The organism is Pseudomonas sp. PDNC002 (genome assembly GCF_016919445.1).
GTDB lineage: Bacteria > Pseudomonadota > Gammaproteobacteria > Pseudomonadales > Pseudomonadaceae > Pseudomonas.
This window is the reverse complement of the sequence record NZ_CP070356.1, coordinates 1146007-1169758: the sequence shown is the minus strand read 5'-3', so window position 1 is coordinate 1169758 and position 23752 is coordinate 1146007. Positions and strand designations below refer to the sequence as shown.

General features: G+C 62.8%; 25 protein-coding genes. 22 read left to right on the top strand and 3 right to left on the bottom strand.

Going from position 1 to position 23752, the window contains the following annotated elements:
- The first annotated feature begins 3 nt into the window (after window positions 1-3).
- From JVX91_RS05370 to JVX91_RS05305, 14 genes are all read left to right on the top strand, one after another.
- Window positions 4-792: a ParA family protein gene (locus JVX91_RS05370; protein ID WP_205338332.1), complete on the top strand. Its 789-nt coding sequence runs from the start codon at window positions 4-6 to the stop codon at window positions 790-792.
- A 16-nt stretch (window positions 793-808) separates the two neighbouring features.
- Window positions 809-1681, top strand: coding sequence for a ParB/RepB/Spo0J family partition protein (locus JVX91_RS05365; protein ID WP_205338331.1), 873 nt, complete (start codon window positions 809-811; stop codon window positions 1679-1681).
- 151 nt (window positions 1682-1832) lie between these two features.
- On the top strand, window positions 1833-2240 hold the full coding sequence (locus JVX91_RS05360; RefSeq protein WP_205338330.1) for a F0F1 ATP synthase subunit I: 408 nt from the start codon (window positions 1833-1835) through the stop codon (window positions 2238-2240).
- A 16-nt stretch (window positions 2241-2256) separates the two neighbouring features.
- Window positions 2257-3126, top strand: coding sequence for a F0F1 ATP synthase subunit A (gene atpB / locus JVX91_RS05355; RefSeq protein ID WP_017518843.1), 870 nt, complete (start codon window positions 2257-2259; stop codon window positions 3124-3126).
- A 110-nt stretch (window positions 3127-3236) separates the two neighbouring features.
- Complete coding sequence (atpE, locus tag JVX91_RS05350) at window positions 3237-3494, top strand: F0F1 ATP synthase subunit C (protein WP_003457994.1); 258 nt, start codon at window positions 3237-3239, stop codon at window positions 3492-3494.
- A 52-nt stretch (window positions 3495-3546) separates the two neighbouring features.
- Window positions 3547-4017 (top strand): F0F1 ATP synthase subunit B, encoded by a 471-nt coding sequence (locus JVX91_RS05345; protein WP_017518842.1) that lies wholly within the window; start codon window positions 3547-3549, stop codon window positions 4015-4017.
- Window positions 4018-4029: 12 nt separating this feature from the next.
- Window positions 4030-4566, top strand: coding sequence for a F0F1 ATP synthase subunit delta (locus tag JVX91_RS05340; RefSeq protein ID WP_024765001.1), 537 nt, complete (start codon window positions 4030-4032; stop codon window positions 4564-4566).
- 18 nt (window positions 4567-4584) lie between these two features.
- Window positions 4585-6129, top strand: coding sequence for a F0F1 ATP synthase subunit alpha (gene atpA, locus JVX91_RS05335; RefSeq protein ID WP_017518840.1), 1545 nt, complete (start codon window positions 4585-4587; stop codon window positions 6127-6129).
- Between the two features lie 52 nt (window positions 6130-6181).
- Complete coding sequence (gene atpG / locus JVX91_RS05330) at window positions 6182-7042, top strand: F0F1 ATP synthase subunit gamma (protein ID WP_205338329.1); 861 nt, start codon at window positions 6182-6184, stop codon at window positions 7040-7042.
- A gap of 30 nt (window positions 7043-7072) precedes the next feature.
- Window positions 7073-8449: a F0F1 ATP synthase subunit beta gene (gene atpD, locus JVX91_RS05325; protein ID WP_045213787.1), complete on the top strand. Its 1377-nt coding sequence runs from the start codon at window positions 7073-7075 to the stop codon at window positions 8447-8449.
- 40 nt (window positions 8450-8489) lie between these two features.
- Window positions 8490-8915 (top strand): F0F1 ATP synthase subunit epsilon, encoded by a 426-nt coding sequence (locus JVX91_RS05320; protein WP_017518837.1) that lies wholly within the window; start codon window positions 8490-8492, stop codon window positions 8913-8915.
- Between the two features lie 117 nt (window positions 8916-9032).
- A complete protein-coding gene (gene glmU / locus JVX91_RS05315; RefSeq protein WP_205338328.1) occupies window positions 9033-10400 on the top strand; it encodes a bifunctional UDP-N-acetylglucosamine diphosphorylase/glucosamine-1-phosphate N-acetyltransferase GlmU in 1368 nt (455 codons plus the stop codon).
- A 119-nt stretch (window positions 10401-10519) separates the two neighbouring features.
- Window positions 10520-11107 (top strand): MarC family protein, encoded by a 588-nt coding sequence (locus JVX91_RS05310; RefSeq protein WP_017518835.1) that lies wholly within the window; start codon window positions 10520-10522, stop codon window positions 11105-11107.
- Between the two features lie 22 nt (window positions 11108-11129).
- Window positions 11130-11912 carry an N-acetylmuramoyl-L-alanine amidase gene (locus JVX91_RS05305; protein ID WP_205338327.1) on the top strand — a complete coding sequence of 261 codons (783 nt, stop codon included), beginning with the start codon at window positions 11130-11132 and terminating at the stop codon, window positions 11910-11912.
- Here the strand turns inward: JVX91_RS05305 and JVX91_RS05300 are convergent.
- On the bottom strand, window positions 11909-13702 hold the full coding sequence (locus JVX91_RS05300) for a KinB sensor domain-containing domain (RefSeq protein WP_205338326.1): 1794 nt from the start codon (window positions 13700-13702) through the stop codon (window positions 11909-11911). The genes JVX91_RS05305 and JVX91_RS05300 overlap by 4 nt on opposite strands.
- On the bottom strand, window positions 13699-15045 hold the full coding sequence (gene algB / locus JVX91_RS05295; protein ID WP_205338325.1) for a sigma-54-dependent response regulator transcription factor AlgB: 1347 nt from the start codon (window positions 15043-15045) through the stop codon (window positions 13699-13701). The genes JVX91_RS05300 and algB overlap by 4 nt, the downstream gene beginning before the upstream one ends.
- Before the next feature lie 208 nt (window positions 15046-15253).
- On the opposite strand from algB, the gene JVX91_RS05290 reads away from it, so the two are divergent.
- From JVX91_RS05290 to JVX91_RS05270, 5 genes are all read left to right on the top strand, one after another.
- A complete protein-coding gene (locus tag JVX91_RS05290; protein ID WP_240201702.1) occupies window positions 15254-16159 on the top strand; it encodes a BON domain-containing protein in 906 nt (301 codons plus the stop codon).
- Window positions 16156-16590, top strand: coding sequence for a PA2169 family four-helix-bundle protein (locus tag JVX91_RS05285; protein WP_205338324.1), 435 nt, complete (start codon window positions 16156-16158; stop codon window positions 16588-16590). Before JVX91_RS05290 ends, JVX91_RS05285 begins: the two co-directional genes overlap by 4 nt.
- Window positions 16591-16876: 286 nt before the next feature.
- Window positions 16877-17173, top strand: a complete 297-nt coding sequence (locus JVX91_RS05280) for a hypothetical protein (RefSeq protein ID WP_205338323.1) — start codon at window positions 16877-16879, stop codon at window positions 17171-17173.
- 150 nt (window positions 17174-17323) lie between these two features.
- Window positions 17324-17485: a DUF1328 domain-containing protein gene (locus JVX91_RS05275; RefSeq protein WP_017518828.1), complete on the top strand. Its 162-nt coding sequence runs from the start codon at window positions 17324-17326 to the stop codon at window positions 17483-17485.
- 40 nt (window positions 17486-17525) lie between these two features.
- Window positions 17526-17996: an inhibitor of vertebrate lysozyme family protein gene (locus tag JVX91_RS05270; protein ID WP_205338322.1), complete on the top strand. Its 471-nt coding sequence runs from the start codon at window positions 17526-17528 to the stop codon at window positions 17994-17996.
- Between the two features lie 187 nt (window positions 17997-18183).
- Here JVX91_RS05270 and JVX91_RS05265 read toward each other — a convergent pair whose 3' ends face one another.
- Complete coding sequence (locus tag JVX91_RS05265; RefSeq protein WP_205338321.1) at window positions 18184-18843, bottom strand: DUF3313 domain-containing protein; 660 nt, start codon at window positions 18841-18843, stop codon at window positions 18184-18186.
- A gap of 640 nt (window positions 18844-19483) precedes the next feature.
- Between JVX91_RS05265 and gltP the strand changes: the two genes are divergently transcribed.
- The 3 genes from gltP (at window position 19484) to JVX91_RS05250 (ending at window position 23699) form a co-directional block, all read left to right on the top strand.
- Window positions 19484-20833, top strand: a complete 1350-nt coding sequence (gene gltP / locus JVX91_RS05260; protein WP_205338320.1) for a glutamate/aspartate:proton symporter GltP — start codon at window positions 19484-19486, stop codon at window positions 20831-20833.
- A 108-nt stretch (window positions 20834-20941) separates the two neighbouring features.
- The gene (locus tag JVX91_RS05255) at window positions 20942-22171 is read left to right on the top strand and encodes a spore maturation protein (RefSeq protein ID WP_205338319.1); all 1230 of its coding nucleotides are present in this window, start codon (window positions 20942-20944) and stop codon (window positions 22169-22171) included.
- 235 nt (window positions 22172-22406) lie between these two features.
- Complete coding sequence (locus JVX91_RS05250) at window positions 22407-23699, top strand: MFS transporter (protein WP_205338318.1); 1293 nt, start codon at window positions 22407-22409, stop codon at window positions 23697-23699.
- Window positions 23700-23752: the final 53 nt, after the last annotated feature.

The following is a 23752-nucleotide window of genomic DNA, read 5'->3' as shown; positions in this document are numbered from 1 at the left end:
ACCATGGCTAAGGTATTCGCGATTGCCAACCAGAAGGGCGGCGTCGGCAAGACCACGACCTGTATCAACCTTGCCGCATCGCTGGTCGCCACCAAGCGACGCGTGCTGCTGATTGACCTCGATCCACAGGGCAACGCCACCACCGGCAGCGGTGTGGATAAGTTGTCCCTGGACCATTCCATCTACGACGTGCTCACCGGCGAATGCGACCTGGCCCAGGCCATGCAGTTCTCCGAGCACGGCGGCTACCAGCTGTTGCCCGCCAACCGCGACCTCACCGCGGCGGAAGTGGTGCTGCTGGAGATGGACGTGAAGGAACACCGCCTGCGGCATGCGCTGGCGCCGATCCGCGAGAACTACGACTTCATCCTCATCGACTGCCCGCCGTCGCTGTCGATGCTGACGGTCAACGCCCTGTCCGCCTCGGACGGCGTGATCATCCCCATGCAGTGCGAGTACTACGCACTGGAAGGTCTGACCGACCTGATGAACAGCATCCAGCGCATCGCCGAGCGCCTGAACCCGGCGCTGAAGATCGAAGGCCTGCTGCGTACCATGTACGACCCGCGTATCAGCCTGACCAACGACGTCAGCGCGCAACTGCAGGAACACTTCGGCGACAAGCTCTACACCACCGTTATCCCGCGCAACGTGCGACTGGCCGAGGCACCCAGCTTCGGCATGCCGGCGCTGGTCTACGACAAGCAATCCCGCGGTGCCCTCGCCTACCTGGCGCTGGCTGGCGAGTTGGTGCGCCGTCAGCGCGCCTCCCGCACCACCGCTCCCGCCTAAGAGATTAAGGAACCCCATGGCCGCCAAGAAACGAGGTCTCGGACGCGGGCTGGACGCCCTGCTCAGTGGCTCCAGCGCCGCTACGCTGCAGGAGGAAGCTGCGCAGGTCGACAGCAAGGAGCTGCAATACCTGCCGCTGGACCTGATCCAGCGCGGCAAGTACCAGCCTCGTCGCGACATGGACCCGCAGGCCCTCGAGGAACTCGCCCAGTCGATCAAGGCCCAGGGCGTGATGCAGCCGATCGTGGTACGCCCTATCGGCAAGGGCCGCTACGAGATCATTGCCGGCGAGCGCCGTTGGCGTGCGACCCAGCAGGCTGGTCTGGACAAGATCCCGGCCATGGTCCGCGAAGTGCCGGACGAAGCCGCCATCGCCATGGCACTGATCGAGAACATCCAGCGCGAGGACCTCAATCCCATCGAGGAGGCGGCCGCGCTACAGCGCCTGCAGCAGGAATTCCAGCTGACTCAGCAACAGGTGGCCGATGCGGTGGGCAAATCCCGCGTGACTGTGGCCAACCTGCTGCGCCTGATCGCCCTGCCGGAAGAGATCAAGACTCTGCTTTCCCATGGCGACCTGGAAATGGGCCATGCTCGTGCCCTGCTCGGACTACCCGAGAATCGGCAGGTCGAGGGTGCGCGACATGTTGTCGCACGCGGCTTCACCGTGCGTCAGACAGAAGCTCTGGTACGCCAATGGCTCAATGCTCCCGAGGAACCTGTCAAAGCGGTCAGGACCGACCCCGACATCAGCCGGCTGGAACAGCGCCTGGCCGAGCGCCTGGGCGCTCCGGTGCAGATTCGCCACGGACAGAAGGGCAAAGGGCAGTTGGTGATCCGCTATAACTCCCTCGATGAGCTTCAGGGCGTTCTCGCGCACATACGTTGATACGAACGTAGCATGTAGGGGTCGTCGGAAATCACTACCTGACGGTTGAATGGGTATGCGGCGCCCCCTATACTCTGCGCGCAATTTTGTCGGCACAAAGTATGCCAAGTTGTTGATTTGTGAAGCCGACGCCAGAGGACTGTGAGCTCAGATGGAACCCCGCAAGCCCAATCGTTTGCCCTTCCATCGTCAACCGGCATTTCGCCTGTTGCTCGTCCAGCTGGTGGTGCTGCTTATCGGTGCAGCAACCCTGTGGTTTGCCCGGGGATCGGTCGCAGGCTATTCCGGATTACTCGGTGGTCTGATTGCGTGGATGCCGAATCTGTACTTTGCTCGCAAGGCGTTCCGTTACAGCGGTGCGCGTTCTGCCCAGCTGATAGTCCGGTCCTTTTATGCCGGTGAGGCGGGAAAACTGATTCTGACGGCAGTGCTCTTCGCACTGACGTTCGCAGGTGTGAAGCCGCTGGCGCCACTGGCGCTGTTCGGCATCTACCTTCTGACCCTGGCGGTCAGCTGGTTGTCGCCCCTGCTGATGCGAAACACATTTACAAGACCTTAGAGCGATTGAGGCAAACATGGCAGCAGAAAGCGCTTCGGGTTACATCCAGCACCACTTGCAGAACCTGACCCTGGGTCGTCTGCCAGATGGTTCCTGGGGGTTCGCCCACACCGCCGAACAAGCCAAGGAAATGGGCTTCTGGGCATTCCACGTTGATACCCTGGGTTGGTCCGTATTCCTCGGCCTGGTGTTCATCCTTATCTTCCGCATGGCGGCCAAGAAGGCTACCAGCGGTCAACCTGGCGGCCTGCAGAACTTCGTCGAAGTTCTCGTGGAGTTCGTCGACGGCAGCGTGAAGGACACCTTCCACGGCCGTAACCCGCTCATCGCACCGCTGGCGCTGACCGTGTTCGTCTGGATCTTCCTGATGAACCTGATCGACCTGGTGCCCGTGGACTTCCTGCCGCTGGCGGCTCAGGCGGTCACCGGTAACGAGCACCTGTTCTTCCGCGCCGTGGCCACCACCGACCCGAATGCCACCTTCGGCATGTCGATCGCAGTGTTCGCGCTGATCATCTTCTACAGCATCAAGGTCAAGGGCATCGGCGGCTTCCTCGGCGAACTGACCCTGCACCCGTTCCACAGCAGCAACATGGTGGTCCAGATCATCCTGATCCCCGTGAACTTCCTGCTGGAGTTCGTGACCCTGATCGCCAAGCCGGTATCCCTGGCACTGCGTCTGTTCGGCAACATGTATGCCGGCGAGCTGATCTTCATCCTGATCGCCGTGATGTTCGGTTCCGGCATCCTCTGGCTGGGCGGCATGGGCGTCGTGCTGAACTGGGCGTGGGCCGTGTTCCACATCCTGATCATCACCCTGCAGGCCTTCATCTTCATGATGCTGACCATCGTCTACCTGTCGATGGCCCACGAAGACAGCCACTGATCCAAAGATTCTGTACGCCCTCTCCCCTGCGGGAGTGGGCGTAAGAAGAGCTTCACCACCTTAACTTGCTTCAACCTTTAACCAACACGACAAAAAAGTCGGGAGGAAAAATGGAAACTGTAGTTGGACTCACTGCTATCGCCGTTGCTCTGCTGATCGGTCTGGGCGCTCTGGGCACCGCCATCGGCTTCGGCCTGCTGGGCGGCAAGTTCCTGGAAGGCGCTGCTCGCCAGCCGGAAATGGTTCCGATGCTGCAGGTCAAAATGTTCATCGTCGCCGGTCTGCTCGACGCCGTGACCATGATCGGTGTTGGTATCGCTCTGTTCTTCACCTTCGCTAACCCGTTCATCGCTCAGGTTGCCCAGTAATTTCCGCCGTGCGGAAATCTGTGACTGAACAACGAACGAGCGAGGTATTGGCGTGAACATTAATGCAACTCTGATCGGCCAGGCCATCGCGTTCGCCATCTTCGTCCTGTTCTGCATGAAGTTCGTATGGCCTCCGGTCATTGCGGCTCTGCACGAGCGTCAGAAGAAGATCGCCGACGGCCTGGACGCTGCCAACCGCGCAGCTCGTGACCTGGAACTGGCTCACGAGAAAGCGGGTCAGCAACTGCGCGAAGCCAAGGCTCAGGCAGCCGAAATCATCGAGCAGGCGAAGAAGAGCGCTAACCAGATCGTTGACGAAGCCCGTGATCAGGCCCGTGCCGAAGGTGATCGCATGATCGCCCAGGCCAAAGCCCAGATCGAACAGGAGCTCAACAGCGTCAAAGACGCCCTGCGTGCCCAAGTGGGTGCCCTGGCCGTCTCCGGCGCCGAGAAGATCCTGGGTGCTTCGATCGATGCCAACGCGCAAAAGCAGCTGGTTGATCAACTGGCCGCCGAGATCTAAGCAGAGGGCGATATGGCAGAACTGACCACATTGGCTCGTCCTTACGCGAAGGCGGCTTTCGAGTACGCCCAGGCTCATCAGCAATTGGCCGATTGGTCCGCTGCTCTGGGTGTGCTGGCTGCAGTGTCGCAGGACGACACCGTGCGCCAGTTGCTCAAAGAGCCTCAGCTGACCGCAGCCGCCAAGGCTGACGCGCTGATCGACGTGTGTGGCGACAAGCTCAATGCTCCGGCCCAGAACTTCGTCCGGACTGTGGCTGAAAACAAGCGGCTCGACCTGCTGCCGACCATCTTCGTGATGTTCGAGCAACTCAAGGCCGAGCAGGAAAAATTGGTCGAGGTCGAGGTCACCAGTGCCTTCGCCCTGGACCAGCAACAGCAGGACAAACTCGCCAAGGCTCTCAGCGCCCGGCTCAGTCGCGAAGTGCGACTTCATGCGTCGGAAGACGCGAGCCTGATCGGCGGCGTGGTTATTCGCGCCGGTGACTTGGTAATCGATGGCTCGGTGCGCGGCAAAATCGCGAAACTGGCCGAAGCGTTGAAATCTTGAGTTTGAAGGGGCAGCGGCATGCAGCAACTCAATCCTTCCGAAATTAGTGAAATCATCAAGGGGCGCATCGAGAAACTCGACGTCGCCTCGCAAGCGCGCAACGAAGGCACCATCGTCAGTGTTTCCGATGGCATCGTGCGCATCTTCGGTCTGGCCGACGTCATGTACGGCGAGATGATCGAATTCCCGGGCGGCGTCTACGGTATGGCGCTGAACCTGGAGCAAGACTCCGTCGGTGCTGTGGTACTGGGTGAATACCAGGACCTCAAAGAAGGCATGAATGCCAAGTGCACCGGCCGCATCCTGGAAGTACCGGTTGGTCCGGAACTGCTGGGTCGCGTTGTCGACGCCCTGGGTAACCCGATCGATGGCAAAGGCCCGATCGATGCCAAACTGACCGACGCTGTCGAGAAAGTGGCACCGGGCGTGATCTGGCGTAAGTCGGTAGACCAGCCGGTTCAGACCGGTTACAAGTCGGTCGACGCCATGATCCCGGTAGGCCGTGGCCAGCGCGAGCTGATCATCGGTGACCGTCAGATCGGTAAAACCGCTCTGGCCATCGACGCCATCATCAACCAGAAGAACAGCGGCATCCGCTGCGTCTACGTTGCCATCGGTCAGAAGCAATCGACCATCGCCAACGTCGTACGCAAGCTGGAAGAAAACGGCGCCCTGGCCAACACCATCGTGGTGGTTGCCAGTGCTTCCGAATCCGCTGCTCTGCAATACCTGGCGCCGTACTCCGGCTGCACCATGGGCGAATACTTCCGCGACCGCGGTGAAGACGCCCTGATCGTGTACGACGACCTGTCCAAGCAGGCCGTGGCCTACCGCCAGATCTCCCTGCTGCTGCGCCGTCCGCCGGGCCGCGAAGCATACCCGGGCGACGTGTTCTATCTCCACAGCCGTCTGCTGGAGCGCGCTTCCCGCGTTTCCGAAGAGTACGTAGAGAAGTTCACCAACGGCGAAGTGAAAGGCAAGACCGGTTCCCTGACCGCCCTGCCGATCATCGAAACCCAGGCTGGCGACGTTTCCGCGTTTGTTCCGACCAACGTGATCTCGATCACCGACGGTCAGATCTTCCTGGAATCCGCAATGTTCAACTCGGGTATCCGTCCGGCCGTCAACGCCGGTATCTCGGTATCCCGTGTAGGTGGCGCGGCCCAGACCAAGATCATCAAGAAGCTGTCCGGCGGCATCCGTACCGCGCTGGCCCAGTACCGTGAACTGGCGGCCTTCGCCCAGTTCGCCTCGGACCTGGACGACGCGACCCGCAAGCAGCTGGAACATGGTCAGCGCGTTACCGAGCTGATGAAGCAGAAGCAATACGCGCCGATGTCCATCGCCGAGATGTCGCTGTCCCTGTATGCCGCCGAGCGTGGCTTCCTGCAGGACGTCGAGATCGCCAAGGTGGGCGCCTTCGAACAAGCGCTGATCGCCTACTTCCAACGTGAGAACGCCGCTCTGCTGGCGAAGATCAACGAGAAGGGTGACTTCAACGACGAAATCGACGCAGGCATCAAGGCCGGCATCGAGAAGTTCAAGGCCACCCAAACCTGGTAAGCCGCAGCGGGGGTCGGTGACGGCCCCCGCCTGCTAAACCGATAGGTGTGAAATGGCAGGCGCAAAAGAGATTCGCAGCAAGATTGCGAGCATCAAAAGCACGCAAAAAATCACCAATGCCATGGAAAAGGTGGCGGTGAGCAAGATGCGCAAGGCACAAATGCGCATGGCGGCCGGCCGTCCCTACGCGGAGCGCATTCGCCAGGTGATCGGCCATCTGGCCAACGCCAACCCGGAATACCGTCACCCGTTCATGGTCGAGCGTGAAGTAAAACGCGTCGGCTACATCGTGGTGAGCTCCGACCGTGGCCTGGCTGGCGGCCTGAACATCAACCTGTTCAAGGCTCTCGTCAAGGACATGAGCGGGCAGCGCGATCGTGGCGCGGAGATTGACCTCTGCGTGATCGGCTCCAAGGGTGCATCCTTCTTCAAGAGCTATGGCGGCAACGTGGTTGCAGCTATCAGCCACCTGGGCGAAGAGCCGTCGATCAATGATCTGATCGGCAGCGTCAAGGTCATGCTGGATGCCTACCTGGATGGTCGTATCGATCGCCTGTACGTGGTTTCCAACAAGTTCGTCAACACCATGACCCAGAAGCCGACCGTGGAACAGCTGATTCCGCTGGTGGCCGAGGACAATGCCGAGCTGAAGCACCACTGGGACTACCTCTACGAACCCGACGCCAAGGCCCTCCTCGACGGCCTGCTGGTGCGCTACGTGGAATCCCAGGTGTACCAGGCCGTGGTTGAGAACAACGCCTGTGAACAGGCGGCCCGGATGATTGCAATGAAGAACGCTACCGACAACGCCGGTGATCTGATCAGTGGTCTGCAACTGATCTACAACAAGGCACGTCAGGCGGCGATCACCCAGGAAATCTCGGAAATCGTCGGCGGCGCTGCCGCGGTGTAAGAACAGGTTCAAAATTCAGAGGAACCAGACATGAGTAGCGGACGTATCGTTCAAATCATCGGCGCCGTGATCGACGTGGAATTCCCGCGCGATGCCGTGCCGAGCATCTACGAGGCCCTGAAAGTTCAGGGCGTCGAAACCACCCTGGAAGTTCAGCAGCAGCTGGGCGACGGCGTGGTTCGTTCCATTGCGATGGGTTCCACCGAAGGCCTCAAGCGTGGCCTGAACGTGGAAAGCACCGGCGCAGCCATCTCCGTCCCGGTCGGCACCAAGACCCTGGGCCGTATCATGGACGTGCTAGGCAACCCGATCGACGAAGCCGGTCCCATCGGCGAAGAAGAGCGCTGGGGTATTCACCGCGACGCTCCGTCCTACGCTGACCAGGCTGGCGGCAACGACCTGCTCGAAACCGGCATCAAGGTTATCGACCTGGTCTGCCCGTTCGCCAAGGGCGGTAAAGTCGGTCTGTTCGGTGGTGCCGGTGTAGGCAAGACCGTAAACATGATGGAACTGATCCGTAACATCGCCATGGAGCACAGCGGTTACTCTGTGTTCGCTGGTGTGGGCGAGCGTACTCGTGAGGGTAACGACTTCTACCACGAGATGAAGGATTCCGGCGTACTGGACAAGGTAGCCCTGGTTTATGGCCAGATGAACGAGCCGCCGGGCAACCGTCTGCGCGTTGCACTGACCGGCCTGACCATGGCCGAGAAGTTCCGTGACGAAGGCCGTGACGTACTGCTGTTCATCGACAACATCTACCGTTACACCCTCGCCGGTACCGAAGTATCCGCACTGCTGGGCCGTATGCCTTCCGCAGTAGGTTACCAGCCGACCCTGGCCGAAGAGATGGGCGTTCTGCAAGAGCGCATCACCTCCACCAAGAAAGGCTCGATCACCTCGATCCAGGCCGTCTACGTTCCCGCGGACGACCTGACCGACCCGAGCCCGGCGACCACCTTCGCCCACTTGGACGCCACCGTCGTACTGTCCCGTGACATCGCCTCGCTGGGTATCTACCCGGCCGTGGATCCGCTGGACTCGACTTCCCGTCAGCTGGACCCGCTGGTCATCGGCCAGGATCACTACGACACCGCTCGTGGCGTGCAGTACGTTCTGCAGCGCTACAAAGAGCTGAAGGACATCATCGCGATCCTCGGCATGGACGAACTGTCCGAGTCCGACAAGCTGCTGGTGGCCCGTGCTCGTAAGATCCAGCGCTTCCTGTCCCAGCCGTTCTTCGTGGCTGAAGTATTCACCGGCTCGCCGGGCAAATACGTCTCCCTGAAGGACACCATCGCTGGCTTCAAAGGCATCCTCAACGGTGACTACGACCACCTGCCCGAGCAGGCGTTCTACATGGTCGGCGGCATCGAAGAAGCCATCGAGAAAGCGAAGAAGCTGTAATCCGTGCGCCCGGCAACGGGCGCTTACGTGAGGCAAGGGTATGGCTATTACAGTCCACTGCGACATCGTCAGCGCCGAAGCGGAGATCTTCTCCGGTCTGGTTGAGCTGGTCGTAGCGCATGGTTCCCTGGGCGATCTGGGTATCGCTCCGGGCCACGCGCCGCTGATCACCGAGCTCAAGCCGGGTCCGATCCGCCTGGTGAAGCAGGGTGGCGAGCAGGAGGTGTATTACATCTCCGGCGGCTTCCTCGAAGTGCAGCCGAACATGGTCAAGGTTCTCGCCGACACCGTGATTCGCGCAGGCGACCTCGACGAAGCGGCTGCCCAGACCGCCCTCAAGGAAGCTGAGAAGGCTCTGCAAGGTAAAGGTGCAGAGTTCGACTACAGCTCCGCCGCAGCCCGCCTGGCCGAAGCCGCAGCGCAACTGCGCACGGTCCAGCAGGTTCGCAAGAAGTACGGCGGCTGAAAGCCGGCGCGAAGCCCTCGGGCTTTAGCGACAAATGGGAAAAGGGTAGCCTTGGCTACCCTTTTTCTTTTTCCACTGCCGGGGATTTCCCCCGCTCACCAGGACGGTCTCCCACCCATGTCACTCGAAATCGTCATCCTCGCCGCCGGCCAAGGCACCCGCATGCGTTCGGCCCTGCCGAAAGTCCTGCACCCGGTCGCTGGCAAACCGATGCTCGCCCATGTGATCGATACCGCCCGCGGCCTCGGTCCATCGCGCATTCATGTGGTGATCGGCCATGGTGCCGACCTGGTACGCGAACGCCTGCAGGGCGATGACTTGAATTTCGTGGTCCAGGAGAAGCAGCTGGGCACCGGCCACGCCGTGGCTCAGGCCGCTCCGTTCCTGAGTGCGGACAAGGTACTGATTCTCTACGGCGACGTGCCGCTGATCGAGCAGCCGACCCTGGAGCGCCTGATGGCCCAGGCCACGGCCGAGCAGCTGGCGCTGCTCACCGTCGAGCTGGATGACCCGACCGGCTACGGCCGCATCATCCGTGACGCCGCCGGCGAAGTGCAGGCCATCGTCGAGCAGAAGGATGCCTCTGCTGAGCAGCGCGCCATTCGTGAAGGCAATACCGGCATTCTCGCTGTGCCGCGCGAGCATCTGGCTGGTTGGCTGTCGCGCTTGTCCAATTCCAACGCCCAGGGCGAGTACTACCTCACCGACGTGATCGCCATGGCGGTTGCCGACGGCCTGCGCGTGGCCACCGCCCAGCCGCAGGCAGCGATGGAAGTGCAGGGCGCCAACGATCGTCTGCAGCTCTCCGAGCTGGAGCGCTTCTTCCAGCAGCGCGTGGCACGTCGTCTGATGGCCCAGGGCGTCACCCTGATCGACCCAGCGCGTTTCGACGTACGAGGCGAGGTCAGCATCGGCCGCGATGTCAGCATCGACATCAACGTGATCCTCGAAGGCCAGGTGGAGATCGAGGACGACGTGCAGATCGGCCCGAACTGCTACATCAAGGACAGCACCCTGCGCCGGGGCGCCATCATCAAGGCCAACTCGCACCTGGAAGGTGCCCATGTCGGCCCGGACAGCGATGTCGGTCCGTTCGCCCGCCTGCGTCCGGGCAGTGTGCTGGACCGCAAGGTGCATGTGGGTAACTTCGTCGAGCTGAAGAACGCCCACCTGCAGGATGGCGTGAAGGTCGGCCACCTGACCTACCTGGGCGATAGCGAGGTCGGTGCGCGCAGCAACATCGGCGCCGGCACCATCACCTGCAACTACGACGGTGCCAACAAGTGGCGCACCACCATTGGCGAGGACGTCTTCATCGGCTCCAACAACTCCCTGGTCGCGCCTGTGGATATCGGCGCTGGCGCCACGACTGGCGCGGGCTCCACCATCACCGCCGAGGTTCCCGCGGGCACCCTGGGCGTCGGTCGCGCCAAGCAGCGGGTAATCGAATCCTGGAAGCGCCCGGAAAAGATCAAGAAGTCCTGATGCACAAGCCTCCACCTTGTGGATAAATTTCTATCCACAAGGTGCAAGCGTCTTTCCGTTATCCACAAGCTGCCCAACATTCGTGAGGGGAGCTCGTTTTCGTTGGAGTTTTCCCGGTCATGCTCGGCGTCGCCATCCTGATCTTTCTGATCACCGACCCGTTCGGCAACATCGCCGTCTTCCTTGCCGCCCTCAAGTCAGTTCCGGCTGAGCGCCGCCTGAAGGTGGCACTGCGCGAGCTGCTGTTCGCCTTGGGCCTGCTGTTGCTGTTCCTTACCCTGGGCGAGCACATCCTTACCGGGCTGGGGCTGTCCAAGGAGGCCACGGGCATCGCCGGCGGAATCATTCTGTTCGTGGTCGCCATGCGCCTGATATTTCCCACGCCTCAGGGCGTACTGGGCGACATGCCGGACAACGAACCGCTGTTCGTCCCGCTGGCCACGCCGGCGGTGGCCGGGCCTTCCGCGCTGGCGATGCTGATCACCCTGCGCAGCACCTACACTGGTCCCTTGTGGGAGCTGTATCTGGCGGTGATCCTGGCCTGGGCCGCGACAGCCTTCATTCTGATGCAGGCGGCCTTCCTGCAGCGCTTCCTCGGCCCGCGTGGCTTGATGGCCGTGGAACGCCTGGCCGGCATGCTGCTGATCATGCTCAGTGTGAACATGCTCCTGCAGAACGTGCGCAGCTTCCTGCACATCGCCGCCTGATGCTCTCGCCTTGAGAACCGCCATGACTCTGCGTGTCCTGACCTTCTTCCTGTTCGCCACACTGCTCGCCGGTTGCGCCGACAAGGGCCTGCAGATCGACCGCGAGCACGTGTCCAGAAACCAGGACAGCCGCATCCAGTACGTCATCGTCCATTACACCTCGGCGGACCTGCCGCGCTCGCTGGCGCTGCTGACCCATGGCGAGGTGAGTGCGCATTACCTGATCGGCGACACCCCGGCGACCATCTACCAGTTGGTGGACGAGAACCGCCGCGCCTGGCACGCCGGCGCCAGCGAATGGCAGGGTCGGACCTGGCTGAATTCCACGTCCATCGGCATCGAGCTGGTGAATCCCGGCTACCGCAGTACCCCCAGCGGCAAGATCTGGTATCCCTATCCGGACGCGCAGATCGACGCGCTGATCGCCTTGCTCAAGGACATCACCAAGCGCCAGGGCATCACCCCGGAACACATCCTCGGCCACAGCGATATCGCCCCGCAGCGCAAGGTTGATCCGGGTCCGCTGTTCCCCTGGAAGAAGCTGGCCGACGCCGGATTGATTCCCTGGCCCAAGCCGGGCGAGCTGTCACGCCGACTGGCCGAATTGAACGGCCAACTGCCGGCACCGGGCTGGTTCCAGCAGCAGCTGGCGCGCCACGGTTATGCCGTGCCGCTCAATGGGGTGATGGACGAGGAAACGCGCAATGTGATCGCCGCGTTCCAGATGCGCTTCCGCCCGGCGCGCTTCGATGGTGAGCCGGACCTGGAAACCGCCGCGCTGCTGCTGGCCGTACCGACTTCTTAAACCGGCAGCAGCAGGTAGAAGCGCGAGCCCTTGCCCTGTTGCGAACGCAGGGCGATGCGCCCGCCGTGCAGCTGGACGATTTCCCGGCATAGCGCCAGGCCCAGGCCGACGCCACCTTTCTTGCGCCCAACCTGTACGAAGGGTTCGAAGATGCGCCCCTGCTGGCTGAGCGGGATGCCATCGCCGCTGTCTTCCACGGCAATCGCTACCCGTTCTTCCTGGCAACGTGCCTGCAGGCGGATGGTGCCGCCCTCGGGTGTGTGGCGCAGCGCGTTACCGATGAGGTTGTCCAGCACACGCTCGATCTGGGTACGGTCGATGTTGATCGGTGGCAGGCCGTCTGCGATCTCGAGTTCCAACGCCACCTGCTTGCCCTGCGCCGGCCCGACGAAGCGCTGGTGCGCCTGGCGCAGCAGGTCACTGACGTCGCACAGGTGCAGCTCGAGCTTCTGCGTACCGCTCTGGTAGCGGGAGAAGTTCAGCAGGTCGTTGATCAGGCGGACGAGGCGATGCATTTCCTCGTCCACGGTTCGGATCAGGTCGCGCTCGCGGGAATCGTCGGCGAACTTGAGGCGCTCGGCGAGCAACCCGAAGGCCATGTGCATCCCGGTCATCGGGGTACGCAGTTCGTGGGAGGCGCGCAGGACAAAATCGTTGCGCACCCGCTCGAAGGCGCGCTGCTCGGTGACGTCGCGCACCACCATCACCGCGCCGATGTTGCGTCCGTCATCATGGCTGACCGGCGACATGCCCCAGGTCAGCAGGCGGCTTTCGCCATCCACTTCCACCACCAGATCCTGCGGAGTCTCCTCCAGGAGATTGCCGCTGAGGACGCGCTGCACGGCCTGGGTCAGTTCGGGGTTGTTCAGCAGGGCGCCCAGTTCCTGGCCATGGGGATCGCTGTGGGAGAACAGCTGGCGCGTGGCCACCGGGTTGGCGTGCTCGATGCGACCGTTGCGATCGAGGATCACCAGGCCGTCGTCGATGCTGTCGAGCACCGCCAGCAGGCGCCGGCGCCCGGAGCCAAGGGCCTCGGTGTTGCTCGCCCGGTACAGCCGCAATGCCTCCGCCATCAGGCCGAAGCGGCGACTCAGGGAGGACATTTCCGCCACGCCGGACACCGGCAGGGTAACGTCGAATTCGCCCTGGCCGATCTTGTCCGCGGCCTTGGCCAGGGTTTCGATGGGTGCCCCGAAGCGCCGCGCGATGCTGTGCGCCGTGAAGAAACCGACCACCAGGATGGCGATGCCGATCAGGCCGAGCAGGCTGCTGATCAGCAGCGCACGGTTACGGGAGGCACTTTCGTCCGCGCTGATGTTGTCCATCGCCCGCTGGTGCAGCGCCAGCAGGCGACTGCGCACCACGTCGAGGCTGCGACTGAGGTCGCTGTCTTCGAGCAATTCCGGTCGGCCCGGTCCGGGGGTGTCGATGGCGTCGATGAATAGCCGATGGGCGTCGGCGATTTCCAGCATCGCCTGGCGGTCGCTGCCATCGCGCGCCAGTTCCCTCCCGCGCTCCACCGCCTCGGCGAAATGAGTCCGCGCCTGTTCCAGGCGCTCGGGGTTGGGATTCGCGCTGAGCACCTGCACCAGTTCGTCGCCCAGTGCCTGGCGTAGGTGCTGGCTGACTTCGATGGTGGCGAAGTTGTGTTGTATCAGCCGTGCCTGTTCGCGGCCTGTCAGCACCACGCTGAACAGCCCAAGGAGCAGACCGATGAGTGCGACCGTGATGAGCGCGGAGATGCTGAGGAACAGCCTCGTGCGCAACGTCATCGGGATCGGCAGATTCACAGGCTGTACTGCTTGCGCTTGCGATACAGGGTGGAGGCGTCGATCCCCAGCGTCTTGGCTGCCTGGTCGAGGGTAGTGCTGGAGGCCATGACGGCGGCGATGTGGGCTCTTTCCAGCTCCTCCAGGCTCATGGCTTCACCGATGCGCGGCGCGCTGCTGGTGGTCTGTTCACCGATAGCCAGTTGCTCGATGCAGATGAGCTCCTGATTGCAAATGATGCTTGCACGTTCGATGACATTGCGCAGTTCGCGGACGTTGCCCGGCCAGTTGTAGCGCCGCAGCAGGGCTCGGGCCTCCTCGGTGAACCCCCGCGCCGGACGGCCATAGTCCTTCACGAAGCGGGCAAGGAAGCGTTCGGCAAGTCCGATGATGTCCTCGGCGCGCTCGCGCAGCGGCGGCAGGTTCAGCACGATCACGTTCAGGCGATAGAGCAGGTCCTCGCGGAAGGTGCCCTGGGCGACCATGCCGGCAAGGTCGCGGTTGGTGGCGGCGAGAATGCGCACGTCGGCATTGCGGGTGACCGGATCGCCGACGCGCTCGTATTCCTTGTCCTGGATGAAACGCAGCAGTTTTGGTTGCAACGTGATGGGGAAGTCGCCGATCTCGTCGAGGAACAGCGTTCCGCCATCAGCTTGGCTGATCCGCCCCAGGGTGTTCTCGGTAGCGCCGGTGAAGGCCCCGCGGCTATGCCCGAACAGCTCGCTTTCCATCAGTTCGGCGGACAGCGAGGGGCAGTTGATGGTCACGCAGGATTTCTTCGCCCGCTTGCTCCAGCCGTGGATGGCCCGTGCCAGCTCGCCCTTGCCGGAGCCCGACTCGCCGAGGATGAGGATGTTGGCGTCGGTGCCCGCCACCTGGCGCGCGGTTTCCAGCACAGCGGCCATGGCCGGGCTGTGGGATTCGAGAACATCGCCCTGTTTGCGCATTTCGCCTTCCAGCGCCTCGATCCGTGCGGTCAGCTGGCGCACTTCCAGTTGCTTGGCGGCGGCCAGGCGCAACTGGTCGGGACTGCAGGGTTTCACCAGGTAGTCGGCGGCGCCGGCCTGCATCGCGTCTACCGCGGTGTCCACCGCCGAATGCGCGGTGACGATCACCACGCGCATCCAGGGCGCCTGCACGCGCATTTGCGCCAGCACATCAAGACCGTTGTCGTCGCCCAGGCGCAGATCGAGGAAGCAGAGATCGAATACCTGGCGCTGCAGCAGGTTTTCCGCCTGTTGCGCGCTGCTGGCGGTCGCGACGCTATAGCCCTCGTCCTCCAGGCAGTAGCGGAACGAGCGCAGGATGGCGGACTCGTCATCGACCAGAAGGATGCGGCCTTGTTGTTCAGGCGTTGCGTCCATTCAGCATTTCCTCGTTATGAATCGTTTGTGAAGGGTGGGATTTTCCTTAGTCCAGCGATTCTCGTGCAAGTTGCAAGAATCTGTCAGGGCTATCGGGCAGGGTGCACACCCACAAGGGACGCTAATTAGTCCCAAGTGTTTGAATAGTAAAGAGTTTCAGTCATGAAAAAGCCTGGCACGGTGCTTGCGAAATCTCCAGGTAACACCGATGACGGAGACCGCCATGCCGCACCCGAAGATCCTTGCCCTGGCCCTGGGTTCCACGCTGCTCGCCCTGCAGCCCGTGGCCAGTCATGCCGCTGATGCGGGGTTGTCCGCGCAGTTGGCCGAAGCCCGCCAGGAAGGTTCGATCTGGACGGCGATCAACCTCAATCGCGAACTCAAGCCCTATTCGATCAAGGTGGATGTGGAGAACGGTCGTGCGCAGCTCACCGGCGCGGTGGCCAGCGAGGAACAGAAGGTATTGGCCGGCCAGATCGCCGGAAGCGTCGAAGGCATCGGCGCTGTGGATAACCAGTTGGGCGTGGATGCCGCCCTGGCAGGTGCGGACCAGCAGGCGACGCCCAAGGAAGGCGGTGTCGTGCAGCGTTGGGACGACGCGACCCTGGCCGCAAAGGTGAAATCCAAGTTGCTGCTGGAGAAGAAGGGCGCCGGCCTGGACATCAAGGTCTCCAGTCATGCCGGTGCCGTCACCCTCGAAGGGACCGCCAGCAGCGAGGAGATCAGCCAGCAAGCCGAGCATCTCGCCGCGCAGACCGAAGGCGTGACCTCTGTGGATAACCGCCTGAAAGTCGATCCGGACGCGGCCTCCACGCAGAAGATGGAGAAATCCGTCGGTGACGCCCAGGCCGCTGTCAGCGACGCCTGGATCACCAGCCAGATCAAGGCGGGCATCCTCGCCGCCCATGCCCTGGAGGGGCTGTCCATCGGCGTTTCCACCCGCGACGGAGTGGTGACGCTGAGCGGCCAGGTGCCCACCGCCGACGAGCGCCAGCAATTGATCGAGTCAGCACGCAAGACCCGTGGTGTGCGAGAGGTGGACGCCACCGCGCTGAAGGTGGCCGGACAGGCCGCCCAACGATCCCACCCTTCCCAGCAGGAGTACCTGTCATGACCCGCACAACCAGTCAGCTCAATGAACTCATCGAGATCACCCGCGATGGCCAACGCTTCTACCAACATGCCATCCATGAAGTGAAGGATGCGCGGCTGCAGCAGTTGTTCCAGTCCATGGCCCAGGCCAAGACGGACGTGATCAACGCCCTGGCCGGCAAGGTGGCCGCCAACCACGACGAACCCGCCACCGGCGGCACCCTGATGGGCAAGCTGCGCCAGGTTTACGCCGACACCCGCGCGACCTTGGCCAGTGATGAAGGCGCCACGTATGTCGCGCAGTTGGAGGAAGCCGAGGATCGCATCCTGCACGCCTTCGAGGACGCCATGGACAAGGGCACCCCGGAAACCCAGGCCTTGCTTCGCGCCGAATTGCCCAAGGTGCGCGCTTGCCACGACCAGATGAGCCAGCTCAAGCATTCGCTCAAGTGACCTAGTTCACAGGACACAGGGACGTGTCCGGGGCGCGGGATTGCAAATCGCACGACCAATCCCGACCCATCGTGCAGGATGCAGTTGGAAAGGACGTTAGTACAAGATTTAAATGATTGATTTATAAGGAAAAATACTGATTTTCAAGACTGGCATGCAGCGTGCAATTCCCTAAGCAAAGCCAGTCAACAAACCACCCGCGGCGGTACGAACAGGTCGGCAGGAGTACGAGCCAGGTTCGATGAGAAGGCCGACGACGGGCAGGAGAGCCGAGATGGACAATGGGATGAGCAGCCAAGTGCACGTAGCGCGTATCGATGTCTGGAGTCGGATCTTCTTCGCCGGCGCCCTTCTGCTGTTGCTGATCAACCAGGTGCAGTTGGCTTCGCAGGTGGCGAACGCTTCCAACAATGCTCCGGTTGCCTACGTCCCGAGTGCCTCCAGTGCGCCAGGCCTGTACCGCGAAGCGTCGCGCTACCCGCAGCCTGCCCAGAATCAAGCCCAGGTCCTGCCTGCTCCGCAGGCGCAGACCCAGGCACAAGCCCAGCCCGTGGCCCCGCGCCAGAGCGGCTGGGTGTTCTGAATCGCCGGCGGGCCGGATGGCTCGCCCGATAGGTCCGCGGTGCCCGGAAGCGCCCGGGCGGACCCTACCCTCCGGAGACTGCCTTGCGATCTCTCCGGACACGGCACCCGGAACTGGTGCCGAACCGACAAACAGAAGAGGAGATACCCCATGCTTAGCTGGGCACTGACATTCCTGATCATCGCCATCATCGCCGCCGTACTGGGCTTCGGTGGCATCGCGGGCGCGGCGACCAGTATCGCCAAGATTCTGTTCGTGATTTTCCTGGTGCTGTTCATCGTGTCGTTCTTCATGGGGCGCCGCCGAGGCTGATATCCATCGAAGAGCCTGTAGTGGAACAAGGAGCGTAGCGATGAGCGTTACCCGCAACCTGCTGCTGTCACTCTTCCTGCTCGGCGCCGGGGCCCAGGCCCTGGCCGCCGAGGCGGACAAGGACGCGCAGTACCGCCTCAACGAACTGGTGGCCAGCGATCCGCAATACCGCGAGACCTGGCAATCGGTGATCAAGGACGAAAGCCGCCTGCCGGACTGGGTGATGAACCTCAGCGGCACGGCCACGCCAATGCAGGCGGTGGACGAGCAGGGCGACAAATTCCTGGTGGGCGGGCTGTGCGAGCCGAGCAACTGCAGCGCCCATCGGTTGTACGTGGCCTTTACCTGGGACAAGGACAAGGCCTACGCGTTGTACGTGAAGGTTCCCGAGAACCTGCCGGCAGACAAGTCGCCGAGCAAGCACGCCAGCTTCCGCTGGCTCGGTGAACCGGACGACGACGTGAAGCGGATCCTCGATGATCAGCTCAAGAGCGATCCGAACTGGTACTGATCCAGCGATTTCGACTACCGCGTAGCCGTTACGGCGTACGCATGGCCAGGGAGCCGGGATGTTCGGGATGCGCCATGTCCTGAACGACCTAGGGGTACAGGGAGTACCTCCGCGTCAGCGGGCTGGGTCAGGCAAGGCGTGCGGAACCGGTGCGACAGGCTCGCACCGGTTCCGGAACGCCAACAAGTCAGGGCTTGAAGTTGGCCGCGTCGCGCGCCCAGCCGTCGAGCACCGGCTTCAGATCGTCGAGGGTCAGGTGGGTACTGGAGTTCTCCAGTGTCTTGCCTGCGCCCTTGCGCACCACCTTGGCGACCGGCTTGCTGGTCGCGCCATCCAATGCTTCGAATTCCACATACACCTCGGTGTCCTGATCGCGCGTGCCGATGGCGGTGGACGTCGCCGCCACGACCAGTGCGATCGGAATGACCTCGTACGCATGCAGGCCTTCATTTGAGACATCCACGCCGCTGATCGCCGTGCGCAGCACCAGCGTGTCGCGGTCGGCCTGCTGGACGATGCGGTAGCGGCTGCCCAGCTGCAGCTCGACCTGCTGCTTGAGGTAGTCCGGGATCTCATCGAGGGTCTTCTGGTCGAGATTGGCGCTGGGTTTGGGCGGTGGGTAATAGACCGGCCGTTCGACCAGTACCGAGCTGTAGTTCTGCAGCTTCAGTTGCGGATCGATCCAGCGCAGTACCGGCTCGCCGCTGGGGGAAACCGCGGGTTTGAGCTGGGAGTAGTCGCCGAGGAAGCCGGAGAACTGGGAGGAATCGGGCTTCTGGCTGGAACAACCGACCAGTGCCAGGGTGCCCGCGAAGAGCAGGGCAGGTACTACGAAGCGTCGCGTCATAGAGCATCCTTTTCCGAGATTTACCACGCTTTGAGCTTCGAGCCGGCGCGGCGGAGTAGCCTAATCGCGCCTTCGCTCGAACCCGCTCGAACTTCACTGATGTCAGTCAATTCGGAGTTACCGGGAAACGTCCTACAATGCCTCGCCGGTTCCCGTCGGCCGATTTATCGGCAATCCGGCACCTCAATAATGAAGAGCGGAATCCGGCACTTATCCACAGGGCCTGCTTTCCCGCCAGCCTCGCAGTCGAAGGGCCATTTTCCTCGCCCTCGGCCATCCATGACGGTCCCCTCGCGGCGACCGTACATCCGGTAACAAGAATCCGCCCGTGAGCGCGCGCGGACTTCGCATCCGAACAATCCGGGCCATTGATGGCCGATCAGCAGCAAGCCTAGACGGCTTTGCAGAGCGCTGCGTGGCAGGCATCGAGGAACCTGTGTCATGCAGAAAATCAAGGGTCTTACGACCTGGAACCAAGGTTTCAGATGCCTTTTCCTATGCCGATTGTGCATGGGGTAGGCGTTTCCGGCATTAGACGGGGAAGGGGTGGGTCGGAATCATGCGCCCCTTTTTTCGCTGGCCGTCGGCATCCCGATGGCTCGGCGACCCCGACTTCCACAAGAATCAAGGGTGACTCACTATGGGCAAAGCCAAGCTCAGCCTCGCCTGGCAGATCCTCATCGGCCTGGTACTCGGAATTGCACTGGGCGCCGCGCTCAACCATTTCAGCGCGGAAAAGGCCTGGTGGATCAGCAACATCCTCCAGCCGGCGGGCGACATCTTCATCCGCCTGATCAAGATGATCGTCGTTCCGATCGTCATCTCCTCGCTCATCGTCGGCATCGCCGGGATGGGTGACGCGAAGAAGCTCGGACGGATCGGTCTGAAGACCATCATCTACTTCGAAATCATCACCACGGTCGCCATCGTGGTCGGCCTGCTGCTGGCGAACATCTTCCAGCCCGGCGCCGGCATCGATATGAGCACCCTGGGCACTGTGGATATCTCCCAGTACGCGCAGACCGCCAAGGAAGTCGAACACCACCACGCGTTCATCGAGACCATCCTCAACCTGATCCCGTCGAACATCTTCGCGGCCATGGCGCGCGGCGAAATGCTGCCGATCATCTTCTTCTCGGTGATGTTCGGCCTGGGCCTGTCCTCGCTGCCGGCGCCGACCCGCGAGCCGCTGGTGAAGATGTTCCAGGGCGTGGCCGAGGCCATGTTCCGCGTCACCCACATGATCATGCGCTACGCCCCCATCGGCGTGTTCGCGCTGATCGCCGTGACGGTGGCCAACTTCGGCTTCGCCTCGCTGCTGCCGCTGGCCAAGCTGGTGGTGCTGGTGTACTTCGCCATCGCCTTCTTCGCCTTCATGGTGCTGGGCCTGGCCGCGCGGCTGTTCGGCTTCTCCATCATCAAGCTGATGCGCATCTTCAAGGATGAACTGGTCCTGGCGTATTCCACCGCCAGCTCCGAGACCGTGCTGCCGCGCATCATCGAGAAGATGGAAGCCTATGGCGCGCCCAAGGCAGTGAGCAGCTTCGTGGTGCCCACCGGCTACTCGTTCAACCTCGACGGCTCGACCCTGTACCAGAGCATCGCGGCGATCTTCATCGCCCAGCTCTACGGCATCGACCTGTCCATCGGCCAGCAGCTGATGCTGGTGCTGACCCTGATGGTCACCTCCAAGGGCATCGCCGGCGTGCCGGGCGTCTCCTTCGTGGTGCTGCTGGCCACCCTGGGCAGCGTGGGCATTCCGCTGGAAGGCCTGGCTTTCATTGCCGGCGTCGACCGCATCATGGACATGGCCCGTACCGCGCTGAACGTGATCGGCAACGCCCTGGCCGTGCTGGTGATCTCCAAGTGGGAAGGCGTGTACGACGCGGAGAAAGGCGCGCGCTACTGGCAGGCGATGCAGAATGGCCGCGTCGAAGCCTTCCTGGAAGGTGAAAGCGCCGACGGCAAGGAAAGCCCCGCCACTCACTGACCCGCAACGGTTATCCACAAGGCCCCGGCATTGTCCGGGGCCTTGTCGTTTCTGGCGCCGGTAGGGTCCGTGCCGCTATCATCCGGGCCATTCCAAGGGGGACGATCCATGCTCAACGGCCTGTGGCTGAGCTTCTTCATTGTCGCGGCGGTGACCGCGCTTTCCCGCTGGCTGCTCGGGGGCGACGCTGGCGTGTTCGCCGCCATGGTGGAAAGCCTGTTCGCCATGGCCAAGCTGTCGGTGGAAGTCATGGTGCTGCTGTTCGGCACCCTGACCCTGTGGCTGGGCTTCCTGCGCATCGCCGAGAAGGCCGGCCTGGTGGAGAAGCTCGCCGTGCTGCTCGGCCCGCTGTTCCGTCGCCTGATGCCGGAAGTCCCCGCCGGCCACCCGGCCATCGGCTTGATCACCCTGAACTTCGCCGCCAACGGCCTGGGCCTGGACAACGCTGCCACCCCCATCGGCCTGAAGGCCATGAAGGCGCTGCAGGAGCTCAACCCCAGCAGCACCACCGCGAGCAACGCGCAGATCCTCTTCCTGGTGCTCAACGCCTCATCGCTGACCCTGCTGCCGGTGACCATCTTCATGTACCGCGCCCAGCAGGGCGCGGCGGACCCGACCCTGGTGTTCCTGCCGATCCTGCTGGCCACCAGCGCTTCGACGCTGGTCGGCCTGCTCAGCGTGGCGGTGATGCAGCGCCTGCGCCTGTGGGACCCGGTGGTGCTGGCCTATCTGATTCCTGGCGCCCTGGCGCTGGGCGCCTTCATGGCCTTGCTCGCCGGGCTGTCCGCCACGGCGCTGGCGCAGTTGTCCTCGCTGCTGGGCAACCTGACGCTGTTCGGCATCATCATGCTGTTCCTCGTCGTCGGCTGGCTGAAGAAGGTGCCGGTGTACGAAACCTTCGTCGAAGGTGCGAAAGAAGGCTTCGACGTCGCCAAGAGCCTGCTGCCGTACCTGGTGGCGATGCTCTGCGCGGTGGGTGTGCTGCGCGCATCCGGTGCGCTGGAAATGGCGCTCGGCGGGATTCGCTGGCTGGTCGAAGGCGTCGGCTGGGATACCCGCTTCGTCGACGCACTGCCCACCGCGCTGGTCAAGCCGTTCTCCGGCAGTGCGGCGCGGGCGATGCTGCTGGAAACCATGCAATCCCATGGCGTGGACAGCTTCCCCGCGCTGGTGGCGGCGACCGTGCAGGGCAGCACCGAGACGACCTTCTATGTGCTGGCGGTGTATTTCGGCGCGGTCGGCATCCAGCGCGCCCGTCATGCGGTGGGGTGTGCACTGCTCGCGGACCTGGCCGGCGTGTTGGCGTCGATCGGTGTCTGCTACTGGTTCTTTGCATAACGGAGTACACATTCGGCGCCGGGAGTGGTTTAAATCCGACGAACTGTCGCGAAGCTTTCACGAACCTTTCAAAGCCAGTAAATTCGGGCCTTTCAGGCAGTTTTTGATTGTCTGAACGAGGCGTTTACACATAGGGTTACAAATAAGCGCGCCGTCCGTTGCCTGCCTGGCTGGAGCGGTGGCAGTCGATTTCCTCCGCGGAAATTCCCTGTGTGTCAGCCTGAGTGATGTCCCCATGGCCTCGAACAATTCCAAAGCCAAAGCCGTCTTCCGAGTGGTGAGCGGCAACTTCCTCGAGATGTACGATTTCATGGTGTATGGCTTCTATGCCACCGCCATCGCCAAGACCTTCTTTCCCGGCGACGACCCCTTCGCCTCCCTGATGCTGTCGCTGGCGACCTTCGGCGCCGGCTTCCTGATGCGCCCGCTGGGCGCGATCTTCCTCGGCGCCTACATCGACCGCCACGGTCGCCGCCAGGGCCTGATCATCACCCTGGGCCTGATGGCCATGGGCACCCTGCTGATTGCCTTCGTCCCCGGCTACGGCACCCTGGGTGTCGCCGCGCCGTTGCTGGTGCTGCTGGGCCGCCTGCTGCAGGGCTTCTCCGCCGGCGTCGAGCTGGGCGGGGTGTCGGTGTACCTCGCCGAAATCGCCACTCCCGGAAAACGCGGCTTCTTCGTCAGCTGGCAGTCCGCGAGCCAACAGGTCGCGGTGGTCTTCGCCGGGCTGCTGGGCGTGATCCTCAACCACTGGCTCAGTCCCCAGGACATGGGCGAGTGGGGCTGGCGCGTCCCCTTCTTCGTTGGCTGCCTGATCGTCCCGGCGCTGTTCATCATTCGCCGTTCCCTGGAGGAGACACCGGAGTTCCAGAAGCGCAAGCATCGCCCGAGCCTCACGGAAGTGCTGCGCTCCATCGGCCAGAACTTCGGCCTGGTGCTGGCCGGTACCGCGATGGTGGTGATGACCACCGTGTCGTTCTACCTGATCACCGCCTACACCCCGACCTTCGGCAAGAACGAGCTGCACCTGTCGGACTTCGACAGTCTGCTGGTGACCATGTGCATCGGCCTGTCCAACTTCATCTGGCTGCCGGTGATGGGGGCGCTATCCGACCGCATTGGGCGCAAGCCGTTGCTGCTGGCGGCCACTGTGCTGGCGCTGGTCACCGCGTATCCGATGCTGTCCTGGCTGGTGGCCGAGCCGAGCTTCGCGCGCCTGCTGGAAGTGGAGCTGTGGCTGTCCTTCCTCTATGGCAGCTACAACGGCGCCATGGTCGTCGCGCTGACCGAAGTGATGCCGGCCGACGTGCGCACCACCGGTTTCTCCCTGGCCTACAGCCTCGCCACGGCCACCTTCGGCGGCTTCACTCCGGCGGTCTGCACCTGGCTTATCCACACCCTGGACAACAAGGCCGCGCCGGGTATCTGGCTCAGCGGCGCAGCGGCACTCGGCCTGCTCGCCACCCTGGTGTTGTTCCGCAAGGGCGCGCGCGTGCGCGAAGGCGCATTGTCCGCCGCGAGTGCCTGACAGCTGCGACGTTCTGCCCCAGCACTGTTCCGGGCGGCATTGACTCAAGTCAG